Source organism: Stenotrophomonas sp. JC08 (genome assembly GCF_052180205.1).
Classification (GTDB): Bacteria; Pseudomonadota; Gammaproteobacteria; order Xanthomonadales; family Xanthomonadaceae; genus Stenotrophomonas.
On record NZ_CP197473.1, the window covers coordinates 984935 to 1010606 of the forward strand.

The 25672-nt window shown below is 65.2% G+C and carries 21 protein-coding genes and 1 pseudogene; 14 read left to right on the forward strand and 8 right to left on the reverse strand.

The window, feature by feature from the left end; all coding sequences use genetic code 11:
* Window positions 1-10 precede the first annotated feature (10 nt).
* From ACSBPQ_RS04470 to ACSBPQ_RS04500, 7 genes and pseudogenes are all read left to right on the forward strand, one after another.
* A complete protein-coding gene (locus ACSBPQ_RS04470) occupies window positions 11-490 on the forward strand; it encodes an FKBP-type peptidyl-prolyl cis-trans isomerase (RefSeq protein ID WP_442683856.1) in 480 nt (159 codons plus the stop codon).
* A 207-nt stretch (window positions 491-697) separates the two neighbouring features.
* Window positions 698-1918, forward strand: a complete 1221-nt coding sequence (locus tag ACSBPQ_RS04475; protein WP_442684507.1) for a DUF418 domain-containing protein — start codon at window positions 698-700, stop codon at window positions 1916-1918.
* Between the two features lie 9 nt (window positions 1919-1927).
* A pseudogene (locus ACSBPQ_RS04480) lies at window positions 1928-3178 on the forward strand (NAD(P)/FAD-dependent oxidoreductase).
* On the forward strand, window positions 3175-4527 hold the full coding sequence (gene gorA, locus ACSBPQ_RS04485) for a glutathione-disulfide reductase (protein WP_442683857.1): 1353 nt from the start codon (window positions 3175-3177) through the stop codon (window positions 4525-4527). The pseudogene ACSBPQ_RS04480 and the gene gorA overlap by 4 nt, the downstream one beginning before the upstream one ends.
* A gap of 104 nt (window positions 4528-4631) precedes the next feature.
* Window positions 4632-5573, forward strand: a complete 942-nt coding sequence (locus ACSBPQ_RS04490; protein ID WP_442683858.1) for a DMT family transporter — start codon at window positions 4632-4634, stop codon at window positions 5571-5573.
* On the forward strand, window positions 5570-5908 hold the full coding sequence (locus tag ACSBPQ_RS04495; protein ID WP_442683859.1) for an MGMT family protein: 339 nt from the start codon (window positions 5570-5572) through the stop codon (window positions 5906-5908). Before ACSBPQ_RS04490 ends, ACSBPQ_RS04495 begins: the two co-directional genes overlap by 4 nt.
* Window positions 5909-5950: 42 nt before the next feature.
* Window positions 5951-6616, forward strand: coding sequence for a rhomboid family intramembrane serine protease (locus ACSBPQ_RS04500; protein ID WP_442683860.1), 666 nt, complete (start codon window positions 5951-5953; stop codon window positions 6614-6616).
* Window positions 6617-6683: 67 nt separating this feature from the next.
* Here the strand turns inward: ACSBPQ_RS04500 and ACSBPQ_RS04505 are convergent, their stop codons facing one another.
* The 3 genes from ACSBPQ_RS04505 to ACSBPQ_RS04515 form a co-directional block, all read right to left on the reverse strand.
* Complete coding sequence (locus ACSBPQ_RS04505; RefSeq protein ID WP_442683861.1) at window positions 6684-8690, reverse strand: M13-type metalloendopeptidase; 2007 nt, start codon at window positions 8688-8690, stop codon at window positions 6684-6686.
* A gap of 347 nt (window positions 8691-9037) precedes the next feature.
* A complete protein-coding gene (locus tag ACSBPQ_RS04510; RefSeq protein ID WP_442684508.1) occupies window positions 9038-11131 on the reverse strand; it encodes a M13 family metallopeptidase in 2094 nt (697 codons plus the stop codon).
* A 454-nt stretch (window positions 11132-11585) separates the two neighbouring features.
* Complete coding sequence (locus ACSBPQ_RS04515; protein WP_442683862.1) at window positions 11586-12011, reverse strand: hypothetical protein; 426 nt, start codon at window positions 12009-12011, stop codon at window positions 11586-11588.
* 49 nt (window positions 12012-12060) lie between these two features.
* Between ACSBPQ_RS04515 and ACSBPQ_RS04520 the strand changes: the two genes are divergently transcribed.
* The 3 genes from ACSBPQ_RS04520 (at window position 12061) to ACSBPQ_RS04530 (ending at window position 14652) form a co-directional block, all read left to right on the forward strand.
* On the forward strand, window positions 12061-12213 hold the full coding sequence (locus tag ACSBPQ_RS04520; protein WP_442683863.1) for a hypothetical protein: 153 nt from the start codon (window positions 12061-12063) through the stop codon (window positions 12211-12213).
* Window positions 12210-13811, forward strand: coding sequence for a phytoene desaturase family protein (locus tag ACSBPQ_RS04525; RefSeq protein ID WP_442683864.1), 1602 nt, complete (start codon window positions 12210-12212; stop codon window positions 13809-13811). The genes ACSBPQ_RS04520 and ACSBPQ_RS04525 overlap by 4 nt, the downstream gene beginning before the upstream one ends.
* 136 nt (window positions 13812-13947) lie before the next feature.
* Window positions 13948-14652: a sel1 repeat family protein gene (locus tag ACSBPQ_RS04530; RefSeq protein WP_442683865.1), complete on the forward strand. Its 705-nt coding sequence runs from the start codon at window positions 13948-13950 to the stop codon at window positions 14650-14652.
* Window positions 14653-15116: 464 nt separating this feature from the next.
* Here the strand turns inward: ACSBPQ_RS04530 and ACSBPQ_RS04535 are convergent, their stop codons facing one another.
* Window positions 15117-17993: a TonB-dependent receptor plug domain-containing protein gene (locus ACSBPQ_RS04535; protein ID WP_442683866.1), complete on the reverse strand. Its 2877-nt coding sequence runs from the start codon at window positions 17991-17993 to the stop codon at window positions 15117-15119.
* Between the two features lie 155 nt (window positions 17994-18148).
* Window positions 18149-20179 (reverse strand): alpha/beta hydrolase family protein, encoded by a 2031-nt coding sequence (locus tag ACSBPQ_RS04540; RefSeq protein ID WP_442683867.1) that lies wholly within the window; start codon window positions 20177-20179, stop codon window positions 18149-18151.
* A gap of 169 nt (window positions 20180-20348) precedes the next feature.
* Here ACSBPQ_RS04540 and apbC point away from each other — a divergent pair, with 169 nt between their 5' ends.
* A complete protein-coding gene (apbC, locus tag ACSBPQ_RS04545) occupies window positions 20349-21209 on the forward strand; it encodes an iron-sulfur cluster carrier protein ApbC (protein ID WP_442683868.1) in 861 nt (286 codons plus the stop codon).
* 144 nt (window positions 21210-21353) lie between these two features.
* On the forward strand, window positions 21354-21926 hold the full coding sequence (dcd, locus tag ACSBPQ_RS04550) for a dCTP deaminase (protein WP_442683869.1): 573 nt from the start codon (window positions 21354-21356) through the stop codon (window positions 21924-21926).
* A 67-nt stretch (window positions 21927-21993) separates the two neighbouring features.
* Here the strand turns inward: dcd and ACSBPQ_RS04555 are convergent, their stop codons facing one another.
* The 3 genes from ACSBPQ_RS04555 to ACSBPQ_RS04565 are packed head-to-tail and all read right to left on the reverse strand — an operon-like array spanning window position 21994 to window position 23277.
* Entirely contained in the window at window positions 21994-22161 is a 168-nt protein-coding gene (locus ACSBPQ_RS04555) for a LiaI-LiaF-like domain-containing protein (RefSeq protein WP_442683870.1), read from the reverse strand.
* 31 nt (window positions 22162-22192) lie between these two features.
* Window positions 22193-22615 (reverse strand): HIT family protein, encoded by a 423-nt coding sequence (locus ACSBPQ_RS04560; protein ID WP_442683871.1) that lies wholly within the window; start codon window positions 22613-22615, stop codon window positions 22193-22195.
* On the reverse strand, window positions 22612-23277 hold the full coding sequence (locus ACSBPQ_RS04565; protein WP_442683872.1) for a dienelactone hydrolase family protein: 666 nt from the start codon (window positions 23275-23277) through the stop codon (window positions 22612-22614). Before ACSBPQ_RS04565 ends, ACSBPQ_RS04560 begins: the two co-directional genes overlap by 4 nt.
* A 200-nt stretch (window positions 23278-23477) precedes the next feature.
* Between ACSBPQ_RS04565 and rimO the strand changes: the two genes are divergently transcribed.
* On the forward strand, window positions 23478-24839 hold the full coding sequence (gene rimO, locus ACSBPQ_RS04570) for a 30S ribosomal protein S12 methylthiotransferase RimO (protein WP_442683873.1): 1362 nt from the start codon (window positions 23478-23480) through the stop codon (window positions 24837-24839).
* Window positions 24836-25666, forward strand: coding sequence for a DUF3025 domain-containing protein (locus ACSBPQ_RS04575; RefSeq protein ID WP_442683874.1), 831 nt, complete (start codon window positions 24836-24838; stop codon window positions 25664-25666). Before rimO ends, ACSBPQ_RS04575 begins: the two co-directional genes overlap by 4 nt.
* Window positions 25667-25672: the final 6 nt, after the last annotated feature.

Below are 25672 nucleotides of genomic sequence, written 5' to 3' on the forward strand. Positions count from 1 at the left end.
AGAGTTGCGCATGAAGATCGAAAAAGACCGCGTTGTCCGTTTCCACTACACCGTTTCGGAAGTCGGCCAGGAGCCGATCGAAAGCTCCAAGGACCGTGATCCGCTGGCGATCCTGATCGGTCACGGCAACATCATCCCGGGTCTGGAAGCGGCGATGATGGACAAGGAAGCCGGCGAGAGCTTCGGCGTGGATGTGGTCTCGGCTGATGCCTACGGCGAGCGCCGCGAGGGCCTGACCCAGCGCGTGCCGAAGAAGCATTTCGGCAATGCCCGCTTGGTGCCGGGTGCGCAGGTGATCCTGCAGACCAACTTCGGCCCGCGTGCGGTCACCGTGCAGAAGGTCGGCATGACCGTGGTCGACGTCGACCTGAACCATCCGATGGCCGGCAAGGACCTGCATTTCGACGTGGAAATCGTGGAAGTGCGCGAAGCGGCTGAAGAAGAAGTGCAGCACGGTCATGTGCACGGCGACGGTGGTCACCAGCACTGAGTGCGGCCGCCAGCGTCACGAAACCAGGAACGGCCCGCCCATGCGGGCCGTTTTCCTGTGTGACAGGGCGGTTGCCGCGGCAACTTTTCCGCCCGCCGTCAGCGGCGCCGGGACGCTGTCACGCCGTGTCCGGCAACTGATACTGGTTTGACGTTCGCTGCTGTTGCCCGGGCTGCATGACGTGGCCCATGTCTGCCAGAAGGAGCCCTGAGCTTGTCCGACCCCACCTATCGCCCTGTTGCGCCGAACGAACGTATCGCCACGCTGGATGTGCTGCGTGGGTTTGCGCTGTTCGGCATCCTGCTGATGAACCTTGAGACGTTCAATGGGCCGCTGGAGCTTTCCTTCACCGGCATCGACCAGCACTGGCAGGGCATCGACCGCTGGGCAGACGCTTTCGTCTATATCTTCGTGCAGGGCAAGTTCTTCACCCTGTTCTCGCTGCTGTTCGGCGTCGGCTTTGCGGTGATGGCGCAACGCGCCGAGGCGGCCGGGCGCAATTTCACCCGCTTCTACCTACGGCGCAGCTGCGGGCTGCTGGTGATCGGGCTGCTGCATGCGCTGCTGTTGTGGTCCGGTGACGTTCTTCTCAGTTATGCGCTGCTGTCGTTCGTGTTGCTGGCATTCCGTGAGGCACCACGCAGCTGGCTGCCGGTGCTGGGTGTGGCCAGCTATCTGGTGCCGGTGGGACTGATGCTGCTGCTGGGCCTGCTGATGCAGTTCGTGGCGGCGGATGCGGCGGCGGGAATGGCGGCCGATGCGGCGGCCAGTATCGAGCGCCAGCGCCAGGCCTATGGCCATGGCGGTTATGGGCAGGCACTGGTGCAGCGCCTGCGTGATACCGGCGTGGCGCTGTCGGCGCTGCTGCTGGTCGGGCCGCAGGTCGGGGGCATGTTCCTGATCGGCAGCTGGTTCGCACGCAGCGGTGCCATCGCCCGGCCCGGGGAACATGTGCGGCTGTGGGCCGCACTGCGCTGGCTGGCCTTGCCGGCGGGACTGGCGGTGATGCTGCTCAGTGTCTACACCCTGCCTTACATCGCACCGGGGCGGTATGACCTGCCGGTCGGCATCGCCTCCGCGTTGGCTTCGGTCGCGGGATTGCTGATGTGCCTGGGCTATCTTGGCTGGGGCGTGCGCCTGGCCGATGGGCTGCGCTGGCTGGCACCGGTCGGGCGCATGGCCTTGAGCAACTACCTGCTGCAGTCGCTGATCTGCACGCTGGTGTTCTACGGCTACGGGCTGGGCTGGTACGAACAGATGGACCGGGTCTGGCAGCTGGTGTTTGCCGTCGTGCTGTTCGCGCTGCAGGTGCTGCTCAGCCGGCTGTGGCTGCAGTATTTCAGCTTCGGCCCGGTGGAGTGGCTGTGGCGGGCGGTCACCTACTTGCAGATGCCACCAATGCGTCGGCAGCGCGGGCACGACGCCTAGAATGCGCGGGTGAAATCCGCTCAAGACGATGTCCTGATCATTGGCGCCGGCGTCACCGGGCTGGCCACCGCGTTGGCGCTGTCCAATGCCGGGCGACAGGTGCGGGTGGTGGATGCCGGGCGTATCGGCGCGGCAACCTCGCACGGCAATTGCGGCACCATCACCCCCAGCCATGCGCCGCCGCTTGCCGCCCCCGGTGTTCCCGGGCGTGCGCTGCGCTGGATGCTGTCACCACAGGCGCCGCTGTACATGCCGCCACGGCTGGACCCGGCACTGTGGCGCTGGCTGCTGAAGTTCACCCTGCGCTGCAATCGGCACGACTAGCTGTACAGTGCGCGCGCACGTGCGGCGCTGCTCAACGATTCGCGCCAGCGACTGGCCGACTGGGTGGCGGACTACCGGCTCGATTGCGAGTTTGCGGAAGGGGGGCTGGATTATGTCTTCCGCGAGCGTGGCAACTTCGAGCAGCATGCGGCCCAGTGCGAAGCCCTGCAGTCGCTGGGCATCGCCACGCGGGTCATCGACGGTGCCGACTACCTGCGCCAGGAGCCGGCGTTCAACGATGGCGTGGTGGGCGCGATCCACTTCCCCGGTGATGCCAGCCTGCGGCCGGATCGCTATACCGCCGAGCTGGCACGGGTGCTGCGCGCGTGTGGTGTGCTGATCGAGGAAAACTGCCCGGTGCTGGGCATCGATCCGCAAACGGATGCGGTCACGCTGCAGACCGGCAACGGGCGGCGGCGTGCCACCGATGTGGTGCTGGCCACCGGTGCCTGGTCGCCACGGCTGGCGCGGCAACTGGGCTTGCGCGTGCCGATCCAGGCGGGCAAGGGGTATTCCATCACCGGCAGCCAACCGGCACAGGTGCCGCGGCGACCGGTGGTGCTGAAGGATCGCTCGGTGTTCGTGATCGCCTGGGAAAAGACCCTGCGGCTGGGCGGCACCATGGAATTTTCCGGACAGGACACACGCTTGAACGGCACCCGGCTGCAGGCGCTCGAGTCGGCGGCGCGGCAGTATCTGCGCCTGCCGATGGGCGATACCGTGCACGAGCGCTGGCACGGCTGGCGGCCGATGACCTGGGATGACCTGCCGGTCCTCGGCCGTTCGCCGCGCCACGCTCACATCTGGCTCGCAGCCGGTCATGGCATGCTCGGTATCAGCATGAGCAGCGGAACCGGACAACTGATGGCCGACCTGATCACCGGGCAGACGCCCGCAATCGATCCTTCTCCCTACCGTGTCGAGCGTTTCCAGTGAGCGCGCAGGCATTCGACGTGGTGGTGCTGGGCGGCGGCTCCGGTGGCCTGGCCGCCGCATTCCGTGCCGCCTCCCATGGCGCCCGGGTGGCGATGCTGGAGCCATCCGCACTGGGCGGAACCTGCGTCAATGTCGGTTGCGTGCCCAAGAAGGCGATGTGGCTGGCGGCGGACCTGGCCGGACGCCTCGCGCTGGCCTCCCGGCTGGGCTTCGATGTGCCGCAGGCACCGGGGTTGAGCTGGCCGCAGCTGCTGCAGCGCCGGCAGCACTACATCGACGGCATCCACGCCAGTTATCGCAAGCGCCTGCAGGACACCGGCGTTGTCCATATCGCCCGGCGCGGCCGGCTGCTGGACGCGCACACGGTGGAATGTGGCGATGGCACCCGGCTGCAGGCGCGGCATATCGTCATCGCCACCGGCTCGCATGCGCGCAAGCCGGACCTGCCCGGTGCCGGGCTGGGCGGTGTGTCGGATGATTTTTTCGCATTGCAGGCCGCGCCGGCGCGCGTGGCCATCGTCGGCGGCGGCTATATCGCGGTCGAGCTGGCCGGCGTGCTGCATGCGCTGGGCAGCGCGGTGACGCTGCTGGTGCGCGGGCAGCGGCTGCTGTCGGGATTCGATGCCGAAATAACGGCGCAACTGGCCGACAACCTGCGCCAGCAGGGCGTTGATGTGCGCTTCGGCTGCAGCACACAGGCGCTGCGGCAGGGCGATGACGGTATCCAGGTGCAACTTGAGGATGTCCCGGCCGCGCTGGTGTGCGACAGCGTGCTGTTCGCCACCGGACGTGCGCCGAACACGCAGGGACTGGGGCTGGAAGCGGCCGGTGTGGCACTGGATGAGGCCGGCGCCATCCGCGTCGATGCGTTCCAGAACACCTCGGTGGACGGCATCTGCGCGGTGGGCGATGTGACCGCGCAGGCGATGCTGACGCCGGTGGCCATCGCCGCCGCGCGCCGGCTGATGGATCGCCTGTACGGTGGCCAGCCGGAGGCGAAGCTGGATTACGCCAACATCCCCAGCGTGGTGTTCACGCATCCACCGCTGGGCAGTGTCGGCCTGAGTGAAGAACAGGCGCGCGCGCGTTTCCAGCAGGTCACCACCTATCACAGCCGGTTCCGGCCGATGCTGCAGGCGTTGGGTGACGGACAGCTGCGCACGCTGTTCAAGATGGTCTGCGCGGGCGAGGAGGAAAAGGTCGTCGGCATCCATCTGCTCGGTGATGCCGCCGATGAGATCCTGCAGGGCTTCGCGGTGGCACTGAAGATGGGCGTCACCCGCGCGCAGTTGAATGACACCGTCGCCATCCATCCGACCTCGGCCGAGGAAGTGGTGTTGATGGGCTGAGGCGCCGTGGCCGGTCGCAGCCAGGGCCCGGGCAGGTCCCATACCTGCCACGCATCGACGCGGTGGACTGCCGATAATGGGCGCCCCCCGCACCGCCCCTGTCGATGGACACGCTGCCCCGGCCCGTTGTCGCGCCATTGCCCACCCGTTCCCGCCGCCTGTTGATCGGCGGCCTGCTGCTGGCCGGCGCAGGCGCCATTGCCGCGTCCGGCAAGGCGGTGATCGTCAAACTGGCCTACCGCTACGGTGTGGATGCGGCCGCACTGCTGGCGCTGCGCATGCTGGTGGCGTTTCCGTTCTTCATCGTGATGGGGGTGTGGGCCGCGCGGCGGGTGCCGCCGTTGTCGCCGGGGGATCGCTGGCGGGTGCTGCTGCTGGGGTTTACCGGCTATTACCTGTCCAGCTATCTGGATTTTCTCGGCCTGCAGTACATCACCGCGACGCTGGAGCGGCTGATCCTGTACCTGAGCCCGACACTGGTGGTGCTGATCACGCTGGTGCTGCTCAAACAGCGGCCCAGCCGGCGGCAGGCGCTGGCGCTGGGCGTGAGTTATCTGGGGGTGCTGCTGGCCTTCGGCCAGGACATCCAGCTGGATGGTATGCGCACGCTGGTGGGTGCGGCGCTGGTGTTCGCCAGCGCGCTCAGCTACGCGCTGTATCTGTTCGGCAGCGGCCAGGTGGTCGGGCGTATCGGTGCGGTCCGGCTGACCGCCTACGCCAGCGTGGTGGCCTGCGTGCTGTGCATCGGCCAGTACCTGCTGCTGCAACCGTTCAGTGCGCTGTGGCGTTTTGCCGCGCCGGTGTACTGGCTGTCGCTGCTCAACGGCACCGTATGCACCGTGCTGCCGGTGCTGGCGATCATGATCGGCGTCAAGCGCATCGGCTCATCGCTGGCCGCGCAGGTGGGTATGCTGGGGCCGGTTTCCACCATTGTGCTGAGCGTATGGCTGCTGGACGAACCCATGGGCCTTTCGCAGGGCGCCGGCACGCTGCTGGTGCTGGCCGGCGTGCTGCTGGTGGGCAGCAGCGTGGCGAAACGCGCATGACTACCAGCCCGGCCGAGGGCCATGCACGGATCCTGGAGGTGATCCGGCAGATTCCACGGGGGCAGGTCCTGGGCTACGGCGAAGTGGCGGCCAAGGCCGGCCTGCCGGGACGCGCGCGGCTGGTCGCCCGTCTGCTGGGAATGAATGATGATCCGGCGCTGCCCTGGCACCGGGTGCTGCGCGCCGATGGCCGCATCGCGATGCCGGAAGGCTCCTCCGGCTGGCGCGAACAGTGCCAGCGGTTGCGTGCCGAGGGCGTGGCGGTCGAGAACGGCCGGGTGAAGCGGGCCAGACCGGTGGATACGCTGGATGCGGCAATCTGGGGGTTGCGCTAGGCGCTGCGGCTATCATGGGCGGCAGTTTCCCCGGATGCCGTCATGTTTCCCCGATTGCCGAAGATCACCCAGACGCTGCTGATCGCCAACGTTGTCCTGTTCCTGCTGCAGCAGTTGCCGCAGTTGGGCGGGATGTTCACCCAGCTGATGCTGTGGCCGCTCGGCTCGCAGCAGGCGTTCCTCGACTCCCCCGGTTTCGAGCCGTGGCAGCTGCTCACTTATGGCTTCCTGCATGGCAGTTTTGGCCACCTGTTCTTCAACATGCTGGCGCTTTACATGTTCGGCGCGCCGCTGGAAATGACCTGGGGCGAGAAGCGTTTCCTCACCTATTACCTGGTCTGCGTGGTGGGCGCGGGGCTGTGCCAGCTGCTGGTGACAGGCATGTTCGGCGAATTCAACCCGGTGCTGGGCGCTTCCGGTGGCGTGTTCGGGTTGCTGCTGGCCTTCGGCATGCTGTTTCCGAACCAGCGGGTGATGCTGCTGTTTCCGCCGGTTCCGATGAAGGCGCGGACTTTCGTGATCGTCTTCGGTGCGATCGAGCTGCTGCTGGGTTTTACCGGCTGGCAGCCGGGCGTGGCCCACTTCGCGCACCTGGGCGGCATGCTGTTCGGCTGGCTGCTGATCCGCTACTGGCGCGGGCAGCCGCCGTTCAACAACCGGCGCGGTGGTGGCAGTGGTCGTCCCAACCATCTGCGTCGGGTGAAGTAAGCCCGATCAGCAGCAAAGAAAAAGGCGCGGATTCCGCGCCTTTTCCATGTCCCGCATCAGCGGTGCATCAACGCCAGATTTTGATCTGCTCGGCTTCGACCCGCTGCATCGGCTGCCCGGGCTTGCAGCTGAAGCTGGCACCAAAGGCGGGCAGGTTGGCCAGCGGGCCATTGCCGCGCCAGTGGCCGGGCGCATGCACATCACTGCCGAGGCGCTGCACCGCCTCGTTGGGCGACACCTGCGTGGCCCACAAGCCGGCCCATGCCGTGAAGAACGCTTGCTGCTCGGCGGGCTTGGCCTCGGGCTGGGCGGTGCTGAAAGCCTCCCAGGCGATTTCCACGCCGGACAGATCGGCCATGTTCTCGGCGCGGGTGAGTTCGCCATTGACCTTGGCATCCTTCACGCCTGGGTAGGCGTAGGCGCTGTACTGGGCGGCGACGCGGTTGCCGATCAGCGTCCAGGCGCTCTTGTCGGCCGGGCTCCACCAGCTGCGCAGCTCACCCTTGGCATCGATCAGGGCACCCTTGGCGTCGATCGCGCGGCTGATCTCATGGGCGACCAGGCCCCCGAAGGCGCCGAACTTTCCGGCACTGCTGGCGCTGTCGGCGAAAATCGGCCCCTGCAGCGCGGCGGCGGTGACGATCAGCCGGTTCTGCGCCAGGTCGTAGACGATCGCCGGCTGCTGCGGCAGCACGTCCCAGCGGCGGTCGGCATTGCCCTTGCCGATGCGCTTCATTTCCTGCGCGTGGCGCCAGGTGGAGGCGATCAGCATGTTGCCGCCGAAGCTGCCACGGCCCATCGGCTGCACGCTGTAGTCCAGGTCGCGCAGCGGGGTGCCGATCTCGATCTTCATCGCCGCCAGCTTGGCTTCGGCTTCGGCCTTGGCCTCGGCGCTCAGCCAGCTGTTGCGTTTGACCGCGGCGATCTGCGCTTCACGCACCTGGTCGACCATGAGGCCGGCCTGGCGGCGCACGTCGCGGCTGATGTAGCTGTTGGCGTACTCGTGGCCGAGCATCGGCCCGGCGGCGACATTGATGGCATCGAGCACCGCGTCCTGGCGCGACGGGGCAATGGTCTGCCCGCGCAGCAGGCGCCCGCGGAACTCGAACTCGGCGTCGCGGTAGGCCTTGGACAGGTACGGCGCCATCGAATCGCCCACGCGCCAGCGCAGGTAGGCCTTCCACTGCGAGGCGGGCAGGCGCACGACCAGGGCGTTGATCAGCTGGAATAGCGCCGGGTCGGCCAGCGAGACCAGGTCGTCGTTGACGCCCTGCGCCTTCAGGAACGCGTCCAGCTGCAGGTTGCGGTAGCGGCCCAGTTCCTTGGTGGTGACCGGTGCGTAGTTGTTGAACGGATTGTTGATGTCGGCCACCGAATGCGCGCTGCGCGCCAGTTCGGCTTCCAGGCCGATGACCAGCGCCGCTTCGGCGTCGAGCTTGTCGGCCGGGGTGCCGGTCAATGCGAGGATCTGTTTCACGTAGGCGCGGTAGCGCCCCATCAGCGCGACGGTGTCGGCATCGGTGCGGGTGTAGAAGGCCGGGTCCGGCAGGCCCATGCCACCCTGCATGAAGTAGCCGATATGGCGGTCCAGCGCCTTCAGGTCCACGTCCGGGGCGAAGTTGAAGGCCACCGGGATGCCGACCTGGTGCAGCGCGGCGATCGAGGCGGGAATGTCCTTGGCCTTCTTGATCGCATCGATGCGGGTCAGCAGCGGGGCGATCGGCTTGGAGCCGTCGGCTTCCACCGCCGCTTCATCCAGGCCGCTGGCCCAGAAATCGCCCAGCAGTTTCTGCACGTTGCCCTGTGGCGTGTTCATCGCGTTGTCCAGCAACTGGCGCTGCTGGGTGCGGGTGTTGGCGGCCAGTTGCCCCAGCGCGCTGACGGCACCGGTCTGCGGCACCGGGTTGGCCTTGAGCCAGTCGGCATTGGCCGAGGTGTAGAAATCCGTGCAGGCGGCGCTGACGGCCGGTGCCCGTGCGGAGGCTTTCTTGCGGGCAGCCTCGGCATCGGAGGTGGACAGCAGGGTGACCAGACCAAAGGCGAGGGCAAGCGAAAGCGGGCGAACGTTGGGCATGTGGTGCATATCCGCAGGAAGGGCAAAGTGCGCGGAGTTTAACAAGCCGCCGGAAGATTGGCGCTGGCAGCCGGTCGCGTTTTCGCGTGTCGGCGACGGCCCGCGATGCGCGACCTACGTGCAGCCGATATGCAGGAGCGGCATGCAGGAGCGACATGTAGGAACGACGTAAGTCGCGACACCTTCAACGAAGAGCGGCACCGGCCGAGCGCCATTGCAACCGGGCGTGCGACCTGCACCTGTTCGCTTTCACGCCGTTTCCCGCTCCCGCACAGGGACCGGAAGGCGGGAAACAAGAAGGTCCGGCAATGCCGGGCCTTCGAGGGTGTTTCAGCGCAGCGCGGCGATTACCAGATCACCACCTGCTTGTCGCCGGTGCGGACCATCGGCGAGCCGGCCTTGCACTGGAACGCGGCGGCGAAGGTCGGCAGGTTGGCCGGTGCGCCCATCGCGCGGAACTGCGCCGGGGCGTGCGGGTCGGTGGCCAGGCGGACCTTGGCGTTCTCCGCGGTGTACTTGGTGCGCCACACCGTAGCCCAGTTGGCGAAGAAGCGCTGGTCACGGCTCAGGCCTTCCACCTTCGGATCTTCCTGGCCGGCGGTGGCCTTCTGCAGCGCGTCGTAGGCGGTGGCCAGACCGCCCAGATCGGCGATGTTCTCGCCCAGCGTCAGCGAGCCGTCCACGTGCTGGTCGCCCACCTTGTAGTCGTTGAACTGGTTGACCAGCTTGTCGGTCAGGCCGGTGAAGCCCTTGGCATCGGCCGGGGTCCACCAGTTCTCGAAGTTGCCGGTCGGCCCGAAGCGGCTGCCCTGGTCGTCGTAACCGTGGGTCATCTCATGGCCGATCACCGCACCGATGCCGCCGTAGTTCAGGGCGTCGTCGGCGTTCGGATCGAAGAATGGCGGCTGCAGGATGGCGGCCGGGAACACGATCTCGTTCTGCAGCGGGTTGTAGTAGGCGTTGACCATCTGCGGGGTCATGCCCCACTCGGTCTTGTCCACCGGCTGGCCGATCTTGCCCAGCGCCCACTGGTAGTTGAAGGCGTTGGCGGCGCGCACGTTGCCCAGGTAGTCGTCGTGGCTGGTGCTCAGGCCCGACCAGTCACGCCACTTGTCCGGGTAGCCGATCTTCGGGGTAAAGGTCTCCCACTTGGCGATGGCCTTGGCCTTGGTCTCATCGCTCATCCACGCCAGGCCCTGGATGCGCTCTTTCAGCGCGTCGGCCAGGTTCTTCACCAGCACTTCCATCTTGGCCTTGGCTTCGGGCGAGAAGGCGACCTTGACGTACATCTGGCCGAAGGCTTCACCGGCGTTGTTCTCCACCGTGCCCAGCACCTGCTTCCAGCGCGGCTTGATTTCCTTCTGGCCGTTGAGCTCCTTGCCGTAGAACGCGTAGTTCTCCTGCACGAAATCATTGCTCAGGTACGGCGAGGCGCCGTCCACGGTGTGGAAGCGCAGGTAGGCGCGCCACACGGCCGGGTCGGTATCGCCCAGCATCTTGCTCACTTCCTCGTGGAAGGCCGGCATGGCCAGCGAGAACGTGGCCGGGGCGGCGATGCCCTGGGCCTTGAAGAACTCGCTCCAGCTGAAGTTCGGGGTCAGCGTGTCGGCATCGGCCACGCTCACCGGGTTGTAGTACAGCGACACGTCGCGCGACAGCTCGACACTGGACTTGGAAGCCTTGGCCAGACGGGTTTCGAACTTCACCACGTCCCCGGCCTGCTTGGCGGCGTCGGTCGCCGGCACGCCGGACAGCTCCAGCACCTTGGCCACGTGCGCCTGGTAGGCCTTGAGCTTGTCGGCCTTGGCGGCGTCGGTGTAATAGGTCTTGTCCGGCAGGCCCAGGCCACCCTGCATGGCGTAGGCCATGTTCATCGACGAATTCTTGAAGTCCGCTTCCGGGCCGAAGCCGAACAGCATGTTCTCGCCCTTGGCCGCGCTGCTGCGCAGGTAGCTGGCGATGGCGTCCTTGTCGGCCAGTGCATCGATGGCGTCCAGGTCGGCCTTCAGCGGGGTGATGCCCAGCGCGTTGATCTTGGCTTCGTCCATGCCCGAGGCCCAGAAGTCACCGACGATCTTTTCCACGCCGGTGGCGTTGGTCATCGCCGCGGCCTGCTCGGCCAGCTGGTGCTGCACGGCGACCGAGCGCTCGTCGAGGATGGTGAAGGCACCCCAGCTGGTGCGGTCGGCCGGAATCTCGTTGGCACTGAGCCACTTGTCATTCACGTAGCCGCCGAAATCGGTGCAGGCGTCCTTGCTCGGGTCCAGGTCCGCGGCGGTGAAGGCGTTGTAGGCCGGCAGCTTGGATTCGTCCAGCTTCAGCTCGGTGGCGGCGGGCGCAGCGGCGGTGGCCGCCGCGGCCGGGGTTTCTTCTTTCTTGCAGCCGATCAGCGCGGCCGACACGGCCAGGGACAGCAGCAGGATCTGGGGTTTGCGAACGATCACGGGATTGGCCTCCAGGCCGAATTCGAAGCACAGGTGAGGCCGCGGGAGCCGGGGCCAACGCAGGAAGATACGCCTGAAACCGATGAGGAAAGGGTGTAGAAGGTCATGGCCGCAGGCAGGTCGGACCTGCTGCAGCGGGGCCGGCGGCAGCAGCCATGACCAGGATATCCAGCCGTATCCGGGGCTCGATCGTCATCGGCGGCGGCCACAACGGCCTGGTGTGCGTGGCCTATATGGGCAAGGGCGGCGCGGCGATGACCGAGACTTTCCACCCGGGCTTCCGAAACTCGGTGGCCTGCATCAATCGGGGCGTGCGGACTGCCCGCATGCACGACGTTCCCGCCACGCGTGATGCGGTGCAGATGATGGAGGCCGTCCTGGGTATGTGTCCCCCGGTGCGGCGGGAACGCAACCCCCTTCCGACGCACAACGTCCAGATGCGTGCCGCGCCTCATTCTGAGGTGAGCGGAAGTTCCTGCCAGACCACGGTTGTGTCCGGGATGGCGCCGAGGACGGCTCCTGAGAACCACTGGATTCCGTAGTCGAGGGACTCTGCCACGTCCTGACCCCCGGACCCGAACAGCAGCACCATCTGACCCGCGTCCACCTGCACTCGCTGACAGAACCAGCCGCCGTGTACAAACCTGTCCTCATCATCAGGACCATGCAGGTACCCGGTCCACGCGTCGAAGCGGTCTTTGAGCTGCTCCATCGCGGAAGTCGACACCGTGGCCAGCACCGTCGCCTGTTTGGTGAGCCCCCGGTTGTTTTCCGTCGACCACACCCAGTCCATGTTCATCCGGTAGCGCCGCGGATCACCCTCGGCAAGCTCGGGAAGAGTCCGGGGCGTGGGCTTAACCCTGTTGTTCATGCTCATGCGGCAAGGGTAGCACTCGGTGGGAGGAGGCCAGTACCCAGGAACGTCCGTGAAGTACTGGACAATGTCGATGACCTACATCTGGCCGAAGGCTTCGCCGGCGTTGTTCTCCACCGTGCACGGCATCTTGCTCACTTCGGTGTGGGAGGCTGGCATGGCCAGCGGGAACGTGGCCGGCGGCAGTGCTATACAGCAGCCATGACCAAGATATCCAGCAGTACCTGGGACGCGATCGTCATCGGCGGCGGCCACAACGGCTTGGTGTGCGCGGCCTACCTGGGCAAGGGTGGCAAGCGCGTGCTGGTATTGGAGCGTCGGGACGTGGTCGGTGGCGCGGCGGTGACCGAGGAGTTCTACCCGGGTTTCCGCAACTCGGTGGCCTCTTATACGGTGTCGCTGCTGCAGCCCAAGGTCATCGCCGATCTGGAGCTGGAGCGGCATGGCCTGCGTGTGGTGCCGCGGCGGATCAACAACTTCCTGCCCTTGCCGGACGGGCAGTACCTGCTGGCCGGCGGTGGGCGCACACAGGCCGAAGTGGCGAAATTCTCGCCGCGCGATGCCGAGCGCCTGCCCGAGTACGAACGGCGGCTGGAGCTGTTCGCCGATGTGCTGCGCGCGCTGGCCTTGCAGGCGCCTCCGAATGTCACCGATGGCGGCTGGCTGCAGGCGCTGCCGCAGCTGTGGAAGGCCGGCAGGCTGGGCCTGCAGCTGCAATCACTGGATGCGGCGCTGAAGCAGGAGCTGCTGGATCTGTTCACGGTCTCGGCGGCGGAGTATCTGGACCGCTGGTTCGAGAGCGCGCCGATCAAGGCGCTGTTCGGCTTCGATGGCATCGTCGGCAACTATGCCAGCCCGTATGCACCCGGCACCGCTTACGTGCTGCTGCACCACGTGTTCGGTCAGAGCAATGGCGTCAAGGGCGCGTGGGGGCATGCGATCGGCGGCATGGGTGCGATCACCCGGGCGATGGCGCGTGCGGCGCAGGAGGCAGGTGTGGAGATCCGCACCGGGGTGGGCGTGGCGAAGGTGCTGGTCGAACAGGGCAGGGCGGTGGGTGTCGTTACCGGCAACGGCGAAGTACTGCGCGGCAAGGCCATCGTCGCCAACGTCAATCCCAAGTTGTTGTATGAGCAGTTGCTGGAGCCGGCCGTCGTGCCGGAGGCCACACGCGAACGCATGCGCAACTGGCGTTGCGGCTCGGGCACGTTCCGCATGAACGTGGCGCTGTCACGGCTCCCGGATTTCAGTGTGCTGCCGGGCCATGGCGACCACCTCACCGCCGGCATCATCCTCGCGCCCAGCCTGGACTACATGGATCGCGCATATGTGGATGCACGCCAGCACGGCTGGTCACGCGAGCCGGTGGTCGAACTGCTGATTCCCAGCACCCTGGACGACTCGCTGGCGTCACCGGGGCAACATGTTGCCAGCCTGTTCTGCCAGCACGTCGCCCCGCAACTATCCGGAGGCCGCAGCTGGGACGACCACCGCGAAGAAGTGGCCGACCTGATGATCGCCACCGTCGACACGTACGCACCGGGTTTTGCCGCGTCCGTGCTGGGCCGGCAGATCCTGAGCCCGCTGGACCTGGAGCGCACCTTCGGCCTGATCGGCGGCGACATCTTCCACGGTGCGCTGAGCCTCAACCAGCTGTTCAGCGCCCGCCCGATGCTGGGGCAGGCCGACTACCGCGGCGCGATCCCCGGGTTGTACCTGTGTTTCTCCGGCACCCATCCCGGCGGCGGCGTGACCGGTGCACCGGGGCATAACGCGGCGCGTGTCGTGTTGTCAGAACGGTAGGCCGGCAGGCGAGTCCCGGCCGAAGGCATGCACTGATAGGGCGATGTGAAAGCTGGTGGGATTGGTCGGTGAGGAGTTGCATTTACTTCCCGGCCACCTGCCTCTAGGCTGCCAGCTCGCCCAAGGAAGACAAGCTATGCGACTGCGCCTGACCCCCCTGCTGTTACTCCCGTTTTTCATGCCTGCAATGGCCGCCGACACACCGCCTGAAAGCAGCGAAACGATGGTCAATGCGGGCTTCCTGGATAGCCATCCGGACATGATGTACCGGCAGTGGGGTGTAGATGCGCTTCACCGCGGAAAAGTCGATCAGGCGATGGAGAACTTCCGTCTGGCGGCCCGTTATGCCGACAAGCCGGCGCAAGGCTATCTGGGGGAAATGTACTGGTTCGGGGTGGAGCGGCCCGCCGATCGGGTGATGGCTTTCGCCTGGATGGATGTGGCTGCCGAGCGTGGCTATCCGCTGTTCGTGGAATTGCGTGACCAGTACTGGGCGGCGCTACCGCTGGAGCTGCATGAAGCAGCCCGTGCGAAATCCCGGCAGCTGGCAGCGGAATATGGTGATGCTGTCGCCAAGCCGCGTATCGCCGCGGTGCTTGTCAGGGGGCTGCGGGCAATGACGGGAAGCCGGACAGGATCGATGTCCAACAACGTCGATATCGTCTATTCCGAAGGCGGCATGAGCCGGACCATCAAGGCCGACCGCATGTACGACAAGAAATATTGGGATCCAAAGCTCTACCAGCAGTGGCAAGACGATACCTGGATGAAGATCCGGCGAGGAAAGGTTGAAGTGGGAACTCCCGCCATGGCCATTCCGTCGGCGACGGATAACCCCTGATTTCCTGACGCTTTCATACTGCTTGGCCGAGTGGGTTGGTATGCATCCTGTCGGATGCATATCGCCCACGGGCCGCTATATCTGACGCCGGATTTCCGCGCGCCCCGGCTCTGTGCAGGCTGTCTGGTGCTGGCTGGATCGGGCCAGGGTCGCCAGCGTACGCGCCACGACACCGTATTGGTGTGCGGCCCGGTGCGATTTCCCCGCGGACGAACATTCCACTCAGTCGCTTTTATGGGCCGCTGCCACGGTCAAGTGCCGACGGTGGAGTGGTAGCCGTGTGCTGTCGTACAACTCCTCGGTTGACCATTACGCCTGCCAGGAGAGGAGGTAAAGGCTCACCGGTGCCCGTGCCTCGACACTTGCGGTGAGGATGAGGCCTTTTCCAGCAATTCTGTGCCCCATAAAAAAAGAAGAGGCAACTTGCGTTGCCTCTTCTCCTGTTTCAACTCAAGCGTTTTCTATCAGAACTTGTACTTCAGACGCACGAACGGGGTGCGGCCGTAGTAGTCGTACTGGGTAGCGAACGCCGGGACGTTGCCGTAACGGGTGGCCGTGCCGGTGGACATTGACGGCGGCTTGGCGTCGAACACGTTGGAAATACCCACCAGGATCTGCCAGTCAGGCTGGTTATAGCTCAGCGAGGCCGTGTGGTAGAAGCGGGCATCGGCAGTGATGTCGCGGTAGGAGTCCGGACGGCCCTGGTAGGTGAACTTCTCGACGATATCGGTGTTGGAGGTTTCACCGATGTACATCGTCAACCAGTTGTAGGTCCAGTCGCCACGCTTCAGGCTCATGCCCATGTTGGCGACCAGCTCCGGACGACCGACGTAGCCAAGCACATCCGAGTCGCTCAGGCCGCTGGCTTCAGCGCTGTCAAACAGCTGGGAAACGTCTTCCAGGGTGTAGGTGACCTGGGTGTCCCATGCAAACTTGCCAAAGCTGAACTCGTGCTCCCAGTTCGCGGTGAGGTCCCAGCCACGGGTACGCTGCTTGTTGATGTTGACGTACTGCGCGTAGACCTCGGTGATCTTGTGGGCTTCACCACCGGTGGCCGGATTACGGACCATCAGATCGCAGAAGTTGTTCGGATAGTTGGCGGCACCATAGCAACCGCCGACGATGTCACCGGCACCCAGCGAGGCGATCTGATCGTTCACTTCGTAATCGAAGTAGTCGATGGCGATGCTGAGGTTGGCAAACGACGGCGTGAACACGATACCGGCGCTCTTGGCCTTGGAGGTTTCCGGCTTCAGCTGACCGGCGCCACCACTGGTGTAGACGGTAGCGCTGCTGTTGCCTGCGGCGGTATAGGTTTCCGGGATGCCGGCGGCGGCGCAGTTGGCACGCAGCTGGTCATTGCTGCTTTCACCCCAGCGGATGCACGGATCGATCGCGGTCTGGGCCAGGAAGCCGCTCTGGTTGCCCAGGTACAGCTCGTACAGGCCCGGTGCGCGGTAGGAGGTGCCGATGGTGCCGCGTGCGCGCAGGGACGGGATGATCTGCCAGTTCAGGCCCAGCTTCCAGACGTTGTCCGAACCGTCCACCGAGTCGTATTCGAAAATACGGCCGGAGGCGTTGGCGGACAGGGATTCGATGCCCGGAATGCCCTTGAGCAGCGGAACTTCCAATTCCACAAACGCTTCCTTGACCTTGTCGTCACCCTTGGTCACGTTGGCGCTGGAGGAGCCCCACAGATTCTTGTTGCGCGAGGCTTCGCCCGGCTGGTCGTCGATCTTGTAGTAGCGGTATTCCAGGCCGGCAGCCATGCCAACGGCACCTGCAGGCAGCTCGAACAGCTCGCCGCTGAAGATGGCATTGATCGACGACTGGTCGTAGGTGGTCTTGCCCTTGTCCCAGATGCCCAGGATGCTGACCAGCTCGTCGACCTTGGAGCCATCCAGATAGCCCGGATCGAAGTAGTTGGCAGCCGGCGTGTCACCAGCGCCCGGACGGGTCAGGTCGCCGGTGATCGAATTGTTGATGCCGAGATTGTTGTACGTGCCACTGGAACGGCTGTAGTTGGCGTTGACTTCCCAACCCCAGCTGTCGGAGCTCTTGAACAGGCCATCGAGCTTGTTGGCGAAATAGAAGTAATCCACTTCCACTTCGGTCATGGACTTGAACGGCAGCACGGGCATGCCGTAGTCAACAGCGCCGCCGGCCGGACCTTCGACAACCGGGAAGAATTGGCGCCAGCCGAAATTCTCGGTGGTGCGGTTGTTGTACAGGAACTGGGTCTTCCAGTTGAAGGAGTCAAAGCCGAAATCGGTGGCCAGATAGGCGGACTTGCGTTCCTGGCGGTTGATGATGTGGGCTTCACCAAAGCGCGCGAAGTTCAGCGGCTCCTGGTAGGAGGCCTGTGCACTGTTGGCATAGGTGGTGTTCTTGCGCGGGACATAGCCCGGGAACGGCCCGATGGTGCTGCCATCCTGCGAAGGCACATAACGGGTGCCAAGGAAGTAGTCATCGATGACGTTGACCAGCAGGTTGTTGCAGTTGGCCAGCGGCGTGCCGGCGTTGATCGAATTGTCGACGCGATCGATGCGGTTGCCGTCTGCGTCCTTGACCAGGTCTTCCGAGCACTTGAGGAAGTCACGGTCGCCACGGGTCAGCTCGTTGTGGCGATACCACTCCACAGCGGCAACCACGCTGCCCTTGTCAAAGCTCCAGCCATTGGCGAGCGAGGCTGAGAACACTTCGCCACCGCCGTGCTGCGGAATGCGCGAGGTGACGCTCAGTTCCGGACGATCGAAATTCTTCTTGGTGATCAAGTTGACCACACCGGCCACGGCGTCGGAGCCGTAGATGGAGGACGAGCCGTCCTTCACGATTTCAGCGCGCTGCAGTACGGCGGTCGGGATGACGTTCAGGTCGAACGCGCCGACGGCACCACGGGTACCCGCCGGGCCCGGACGCTGGCCGTCCAGCAGGACCAGCGTGCGGTTGGCGCCCAGGCCGCGCAGTGAGAAGGTCTGCACGCCGGTACCGCCATCGACCACAAAGCCGCCGAACTGGTGGGTGATCTGGGTTTCGGCAGCACCGATGGCCGATTTCTGCAGGAACTCACCGACGTTGACCTGGCCCTGGGCCGTGTTGGTCTCGGTTTCAATGGTGAAGACCGGCGAAGTGGTCTCGTAATCAGCACGACGGATCAGCGATCCGGTGACGGTGATCTTGTCAAGATCGGTGGTGCTGGAGTTGGCCTTCGTTTCGCTTGCTTTTTCGGCCTGGTTCCCGGCGGCTTCCTGAGCCAGGACGGGTGCTGCCTGTAGGCAGGCAAGGACCGCCAAGGTCAATGGCAGTCGGATTGGTGAAGTGTGCCCGTTGGCTTTGCGCATCTTGGTGAATCCCTACTTGTTATGTTTCGGTTAATAGAGTCTAGGGAGCGTGGAAAATAAATGCAATATGAATAATTTTCAATTGGAACAACCTTCTGGTTGGTGGGTGTTCAGGCTGGCCCCGCCTTTGCGGTGGCCAGCCACGGGGAATCGACTCAGATGCCGCCGGGACCACATTCGTCGCGGAGGAAGCTTTCCATCAACGGCAGCGTCGCCTGGTAGTGGCTGGGATACCACGGCATGCTGTGGGGCATGTCTGCGATCAGCTCGAACTTGGCGGGCACCTTGCCTTTGACCGCGTTGTAGAAGTTGCGGGCATGCGACGCCGGGGTGCGTACGTCACGGTCACCCACATAGAGCAGGATCGGAAGCGTTGCCTTGTCGGTATTGCGCATTGGATCCATGCCGGTGACGGTCTGTCCCTGCAGGATGCGCTGGATGCGGTTTTCGCTCCATGACATGCCGATCCGGGCAAGGTCGGTCACCGGGGCGCCGGCAATGGCGCACTGGAACGGTGACGGGCTGCGTACGGAGGCCGCCGCGGCAGCAAAGCCGCCGTAGGAGTAGCCGAAGATCGCAAGTCGATCCTTTGCGGCGATGCCCTGGGATACAAGCCATGCGGCGGCATCATCGTTGTCGTCCTGCATGGTCAGGCCCCACTGCTTGTCACCGGCGATCCAGTGGTCGCGTCCAAAGCCCATGGAGCCGCGATACTGGGGACGGATGACGGCGTAGCCGCGCGAGGTGAAGAACGGGACCCAGCCCGAGCGATCCCAGCCGGTATAGTCGCGCGCCCAGGGGCCGCCGTGGGGATGTACCAGTGCAGGCAGTGCCGCATCGCCCTGCTTCCAGCCGGCGGGCAGGTCCAGGATCGCCGGAATGCTCCGGCCATCGCGCGCGGTATAGGTTACCCAGCGCTGCTCGCCGACCTGCTTGCTGTCGATCCAGGGGCGCTCGCTGCCAAGCGGGGTCACGCTTTTGCGATCCATCAGCATATAGAACGCGGTGGGCTGGCTGGCGCTGTCTGTTGTGAACAGAACGCGCGAAAGATCATCGTTATAGCCGGTGATGGATACGTGCTGTTCCGGGTATGCCAGCTTCAGGCTGTCATGGAGGGCCTTCATCTGCGGGTCGATGTAGACCACCTCCGGGCGGGGACCCACTACCGAGAACCCCAGCACCTGGTTGAAGTTGCTGGAGCGGGTGCCAAGAACAAGCCCCCCGATCGGATATTGCGGGTGAGCGGCAAGTGGCTCTTTGTCGAACTGCTGCGTCGCCGGATCATAGAGGCGTGCCTCGACCTGATCGGAGAACTTGTCAGTGAGTACATAGAGCTTGCCGGTGGCATCGTCGATACCGGCGATATTCATGCTGACGCGGGTGCTGAGCTTGACCGTGAGCGGGTCATGCTTGACGAACTGCCCGTCCGGGCCCTTGATCAGGGTCTGCTGCTCGTACTCGTTGGGGCCGGTCGGCTCCAGCAGGTCGCGCGTGAGCAGTTCGCCATCGCGTGGATGGAACAGGCCGGGAGAGCTGCGTGCACCACCCCGGAACAACAGTTCGGTCTGCCCGGTCTTCAGGTTGTACCGGTAGTAGTTCGAGGAAAGGGTTGACTGGTTGATCTGCGCGATGATGACCCTGTCCGGATCCAGCGGCAGCGAATGAACCAGGGACGCGGTGCCGGTCAACTCGAGGCAACGCTGCGTCTGTTCGCTGATGCCAATTTTCCGGGTGTTGTCGGCGAACGCTTCGCTGAACTTGGTCTGGGCGGGATCGGTCAGGTAGGCCTTCATCAGGAAGGTCTTGGTGGAGCCGGTCGAGTTGCCCTCTCCGCAGCCGGCCAGGGCGCCGGTGAACTCCTGGCGGCCGATGACCAGGGTTTTCCCTGCTTTCAATGCGTTGGCGGCAATGAACTTCATCCGGTCGCCCGACGGGGTGATCGCGGTGGGGCCGGCGGCAAGGTTGTCCACGTCCCAGTTCGCCAGCGCCGTTTCTTTGTAGTCACTGCCCGGTGAGGCCACGATGGCAACCAGACGTTTGCCGTCGGAACTCATGCTCATCGACTGGATGGCTGGGATCTTGGCGAAATTCTCAGTCGCCAGCGGTGTGGGGGCGGCGTGGAGGGTGGCGACTGCAGCCGTTGTGGCAATTGCAAGTGCGACTTTTGCGAGGCTAAGGGCTTTCATTTGGCATCACGTCCTTGAGTGGTGAGAAAACACATGCATGGTCAGGTGCAAATCGATAAAGATGAATGGATGATGTACCGGCATTGGATTTTGCCGGATATGGCGGAAAACGGATACTGCGTGCCGATGTGGCACCATTTGCCTGTTTTCCAGGACTGCAGATATCCCCATGTCAGTGAATGATGCTTTGGCGCGGCCGGTGACCCATCGGGTCCAGAAAGGCCTTTCTCCCCATCCGCGCATCCGCAACGTGATTGCGATCGGCTCGGGCAAGGGCGGGGTGGGCAAGTCCACCACGTCGGTGAATCTGGCGCTGGCGCTGAAGGCGCTGGGCGCGCGGGTCGGGGTGCTGGATGCGGATATCTACGGGCCGAGCGTGCCGGCGATGCTGGGCCTGAGCGGTCGCCCGGAAAGCCCCGACAACAAGAGCATCGAGCCGATGCGGGCGTTCGGGGTGGAGGCGATGTCGATCGGTTTCCTGGTCGAGCAGGATTCGCCGATGATCTGGCGCGGGCCGATGGCGACTTCGGCGCTGACCCAGCTGTTCAACGACACCCGCTGGGGTGACCTGGACTACCTGCTGATCGACCTGCCGCCGGGTACCGGTGACATCCAGCTGACGCTGGCACAGAAAATCCCGGTGGCCGGAGCGGTGATCGTCACCACGCCGCAGGAGATCGCCACGCTGGATGCGCGCAAGGCCTTGAAGATGTTCGAGAAGGTCGAAGTGCCGGTGCTGGGCATCGTCGAGAACATGGCGGTGCACACCTGCAGCAACTGCGGCCATGCCGAGCACCTGTTCGGTGAAGGCGGCGGCCAGCGTATCGCCGAGCAGTACGGGGTGCCGCTGCTGGGCTCGCTGCCGCTGGATATCCGTATCCGCGAGCAGGGCGATGTGGGCACGCCGGTGGTCGAGGCGGCACCGGAATCGGCTGCGGCGCAGGCGTATCTGGCGGCGGCGCGGCGGATGGTGGAAGAGTTGGGCAAGCGCCCGCGCGCCGGGATTCCGATTGTTTCCTCGCTGATCTGACCACAGCAGCGTTCAAGCACGCAGACCGGGCCTCCTTCCGCAGTGAAGCGGCCCGATCCACTGCGGCGACCTGGCCGCATGTGCTGCGCTAGAATCGCCGCCCCGGCCACTGACACGTTGTGGCGCCCGCATCAGGACCATTGAATGAGCATCAAGAGCGACCGCTGGATCCGCCGAATGTCCGAGCAGCACGGCATGATCGCGCCGTACGAAGCAGGCCAGGTCAAGCAGGTCGATGGCCAGCGCATCGTCAGCTATGGCACCTCCAGCTACGGCTATGACGTGCGCTGCTCGCGCGAGTTCAAGGTGTTCACCAACATCAATTCGACCATCGTCGACCCCAAGCACTTCGACCCGAAGAGCTTTGTCGACATCGAGGCCGACGAGTGCATCATCCCGCCGAATTCGTTCGCGCTGGCGCGTACGGTGGAGTTTTTCCGCATCCCGCGCGACACGCTGGTGGTGTGCCTGGGCAAGAGCACCTACGCGCGCTGCGGCATCATCGTCAACGTCACCCCGCTGGAGCCGGAGTGGGAAGGCCATGTGACGCTGGAGTTCTCCAACACCACGCCGCTGCCGGCACGCATCTATGCCAATGAAGGCGTGGCGCAGATGCTGTTTTTCCAGGCCGACCAGGACGACATCTGCGAGACCTCGTACAAGGATCGCGGTGGCAAGTACCAGGGCCAGACCGGGGTGACCTTGCCGCGCACCTGAGGGTGGCAGTGGGTGGACAGAAAATGGCGCGGGATTCCGCGCCATTTTCGTTGGGCGGGGCGTGTGCCTACTTGCCGCGCCCGAACAGCATGCCGACGCCGACGGCGACCAGGATCACCGGCCACCAGGTGGCGATCAGACGGCCAAGGCTGGCATCGGTCCAGCCCAGATTGCTGGCGAGAAGGAACAGGCCGACGATGATCAGGATCAGGGCGGCGATCAGGTTGGAGCGCATCGGGTGGCGGTTTCCGTAGTGGACAGGGGGCTTATCGTAGCCGCTGGCGCCACTGTTCGACATGCGTGCCGAGCGTATCGGCATCGAAGCGCCGCGCCGGGCCGCTGCCCCATACCGGGCCCGGCCAGGCCGGGTCGCCGTCATGGCGGCCGACCAGGTGCAGGTGCAGGTGCGGCACGATGTTGCCCAGCGCGCCGATGTTGAGCTTGGACACGCCGGGGGTGTGCTTGAGCAGCTGCGATATCTGGTTGATCTCGGCCAGCAGCAGGCGTTGCTGGCCGCCGTCCAGGTCGATCCACTCGCTGGCACCGGGAACGCGCGGAACCAGCACGATCCACGGAAAGCGCTCGTCGTTCATCAGCCGGATCTGCGACAGCGGTCCGTCGGCGATGAGCACGCTGTCGGCGGCAAGGCGGGAGTCGAGGTCGAAATCGGACGTCACAGCTTCGGTCATCGCAGGTTCTCGCTGAAGAAGGCCAGGGTGCGTTCGCGCGCCAGTGCGGCACTGGGGGCGTGGTAATGGTTGCCGACCTCGCGGTTGAAGGCGTGGCCGGCGGGGTACACGTATACCGGCATTGTCGGTTGCTTTTCACGATGCGCCGCAACGGCGGCCGGGGGGATGGAGCTGTCCTGGTCGCCGAAATGGAAGATGGCCGGGGCCTTGAACGGTGCATCGAGGAGTGGCACGTTGCGCGCGCCGTAGTAGCTGGCCGAGGGCAGGCCCAGTTGCTGCGCGGCCAGCAGGGCGACGCTGCCGCCCCAGCAGTAGCCCACGCTGCCGACCTTGCCGTACCGGGCCAGCTGCGCGGCCGCGGCCGCGACCACCGCGACGGCGCGCTCCAACCCCAGCGCGTCCACCAGCGCCTTGCCACGGGTTACCCCCGTTGCGTCGTAATCCAGTTCCCGTTCCGCCTCGGAAGCGACCAGGTCGAAGAAGGACGGTGCCAGCACCGCGTAGCCCTCGGCGGCGTACTGTTCGGCCACCAGGCGGATGTGGGCATTGGCGCCGAAGATTTCCTGGATGACGACCAGTCCGGCACGCGGGGTGCCTTCGGGCAGCGCCTGCCAGGCGCGGACCGGGCCGGCAGTGGTGGTGAGGGGGATCCATTGCGACATGGAGAACTCCGTTGGTGAAATTGCGGACATTCCGCCCGGCTTCCGGCGGGGAAGGCGGGAGGACGGACACGACGGCTTTGGATCATCCCCCTGAACGGGCGTATTAAGCCAGTTGCAGGGTGTGGCCGCGGGTGACCGGTATAATCGCGGCCTTTCCGGCCCTGCGGTCGTCCGGCTCCGGCCCCCAGAATTCTGTGAACATGTCCCAGCTGAACCCCAAAGTCGGCTTCGTCAGCCTTGGCTGCCCGAAAGCCCTCGTCGATTCCGAGCGCATCCTCACCCAGCTGCGGGTGGAAGGCTATGACATCGTGCCGTCCTACGATTCGGCCGATGTGGTGGTGGTCAACACCTGCGGCTTCATCGACTCGGCCGTGGCCGAATCGCTGGATGCCATCGGCGAGGCGATGAACGAGAACGGCAAGGTCATCGTCACCGGCTGCCTGGGCAAGAAGGGCGACATGATCCGCGAGCATTACCCGGACGTGCTGTCGGTATCCGGCCCGCAGGACTACACCAGCGTGATGGACGCGGTGCATGCCGCGCTGCCGCCCAAGCACGATCCCTTCATCGACCTGGTGCCGGATTACGGCATCAAGCTGACCCCGCGTCATTACGCCTATCTGAAGATTTCCGAAGGCTGCAACCACCGCTGCAGCTTCTGCATCATTCCCTCGATGCGCGGCGATCTGGTGTCGCGCCCGGTGGATGAAGTGCTGCGCGAGGCCGAGCGGCTGGTCAAGGGTGGCGTGCGTGAGCTGCTGGTGGTGTCGCAGGACACCTCGGCCTACGGCGTGGACCGCAAGTACGCGCCGGGCACCTGGCGCGGCAAGGAATACGCCACGCGCATGAAGGCGCTGTGCGAAGGACTGAGCGAGCTGGATGCGTGGACGCGGCTGCATTACGTCTACCCGTATCCGCACGTCGATGACGTGGTGCCGCTGATGGCCGAAGGGAAAATCCTGCCGTACCTGGACATCCCGTTCCAGCATGCCAGCCCGCGCATCCTCAAGCTGATGAAGCGCCCGGGTGCGGTCGACAAGACCCTGGAGCGGGTGCTGCGCTGGCGCGAGATCGCGCCGGACATCACCGTGCGTTCGACCTTCATCGTCGGCTTCCCCGGCGAGACCGAGGCCGAGTTCGAGCAGCTGCTCGAGTTCCTCGATACCGCCCAGCTCGACCGCGTCGGCGCGTTCGCCTACTCGCCGGTGGAGGGCGCCACCGCCAACGACCTGCCTGACCCGGTGCCGGAAGCGGTGAAGCAGGAGCGTCTGGCCCGTTTCATGGAAAAGCAGGCGGCCATTTCCGCAGCCAAACTCGAAGCCAAGATCGGCAGCGTGCAGCAGTGCCTGGTCGATGTGATCGAGGACGATATCGCTGTGGCCCGCTCCAAGGCCGATGCGCCGGAAATCGACGGCCTGGTGCATATCCAGAACGCCGCCGAAGCCGGGCTGCGCGTGGGGGATTTCGTCGACGTGGAGATCACCGACAGCGACGAGCACGACCTGTTCGGTGACGCCCTGATCAAACCGGCGGCCAAGGCGTTCGATCTCAAGGTGCTGTGACCGGGACGGCATCCGGACCCGGCGCCGGCAGTGTCCGGCGCCGCTTCATCGCCCCGCCGCGCGGGGAGGTGGCGCCCGGATGCTTCGCGCATCCGCTGTTCGCGGACTTCACTGCGTACCGTGAGTGGATGACGGCGCCGGAATGGCCGGCCATCGATGTCCTCAACCAGGCGATGCCGCGGCATGGGCCGCGCTTCATTGCGCAGGATGCGGCCCTGCTGGCCGATGGCCTGCATTACGAAACCCGGATCGCGCAGGGGTGTATCGCCACCCGCGAGCAGAACTGGCATGACCTGTTCAACGCGATGGTGTGGGTGCGCCATCCGGCCATCAAGCGTGCGCTCAACGGGCAGCAGTGCCGGCATATCGCACGGATGGGGCCGAATACCCGTAACCGCGCCCAGCAGGCGCTGACCCAGTTCGATGAAACCGGGGTCATCGTGCGTATGCGCAATGCGGCCCTGCTTGAACTGTGGGACCGGCATGACTGGAGGGGGCTGTTCGAGCCACAGCACTGGCACGAGGGCGATATCGCCATCGCCGCGGTGATCGGCCATGCGCTGATGGAGCAGATGCTGGTGCCCGGGCGCCTGCTGGTGGGCAAGTGCGTGGTGGTGGCGGGCGATGACACCGCCGCCTGTGTGGCGCAGGTGGCCGGGGCGATTGCCGCAGGGGACATGCTGGCCGCTGCGGCGGAGCTGCGGCCGCTGCCGTTGGCGGGCATTCCCGGCTGGCACGCGGAGCAGAGTGCGGACTTCTATGCGCAGGCCGATTACTTCCGGCCACTGCGTGCGGGGCGGCAGTACCCGCCGCTGCAAGGAAGGTAGTCGTGG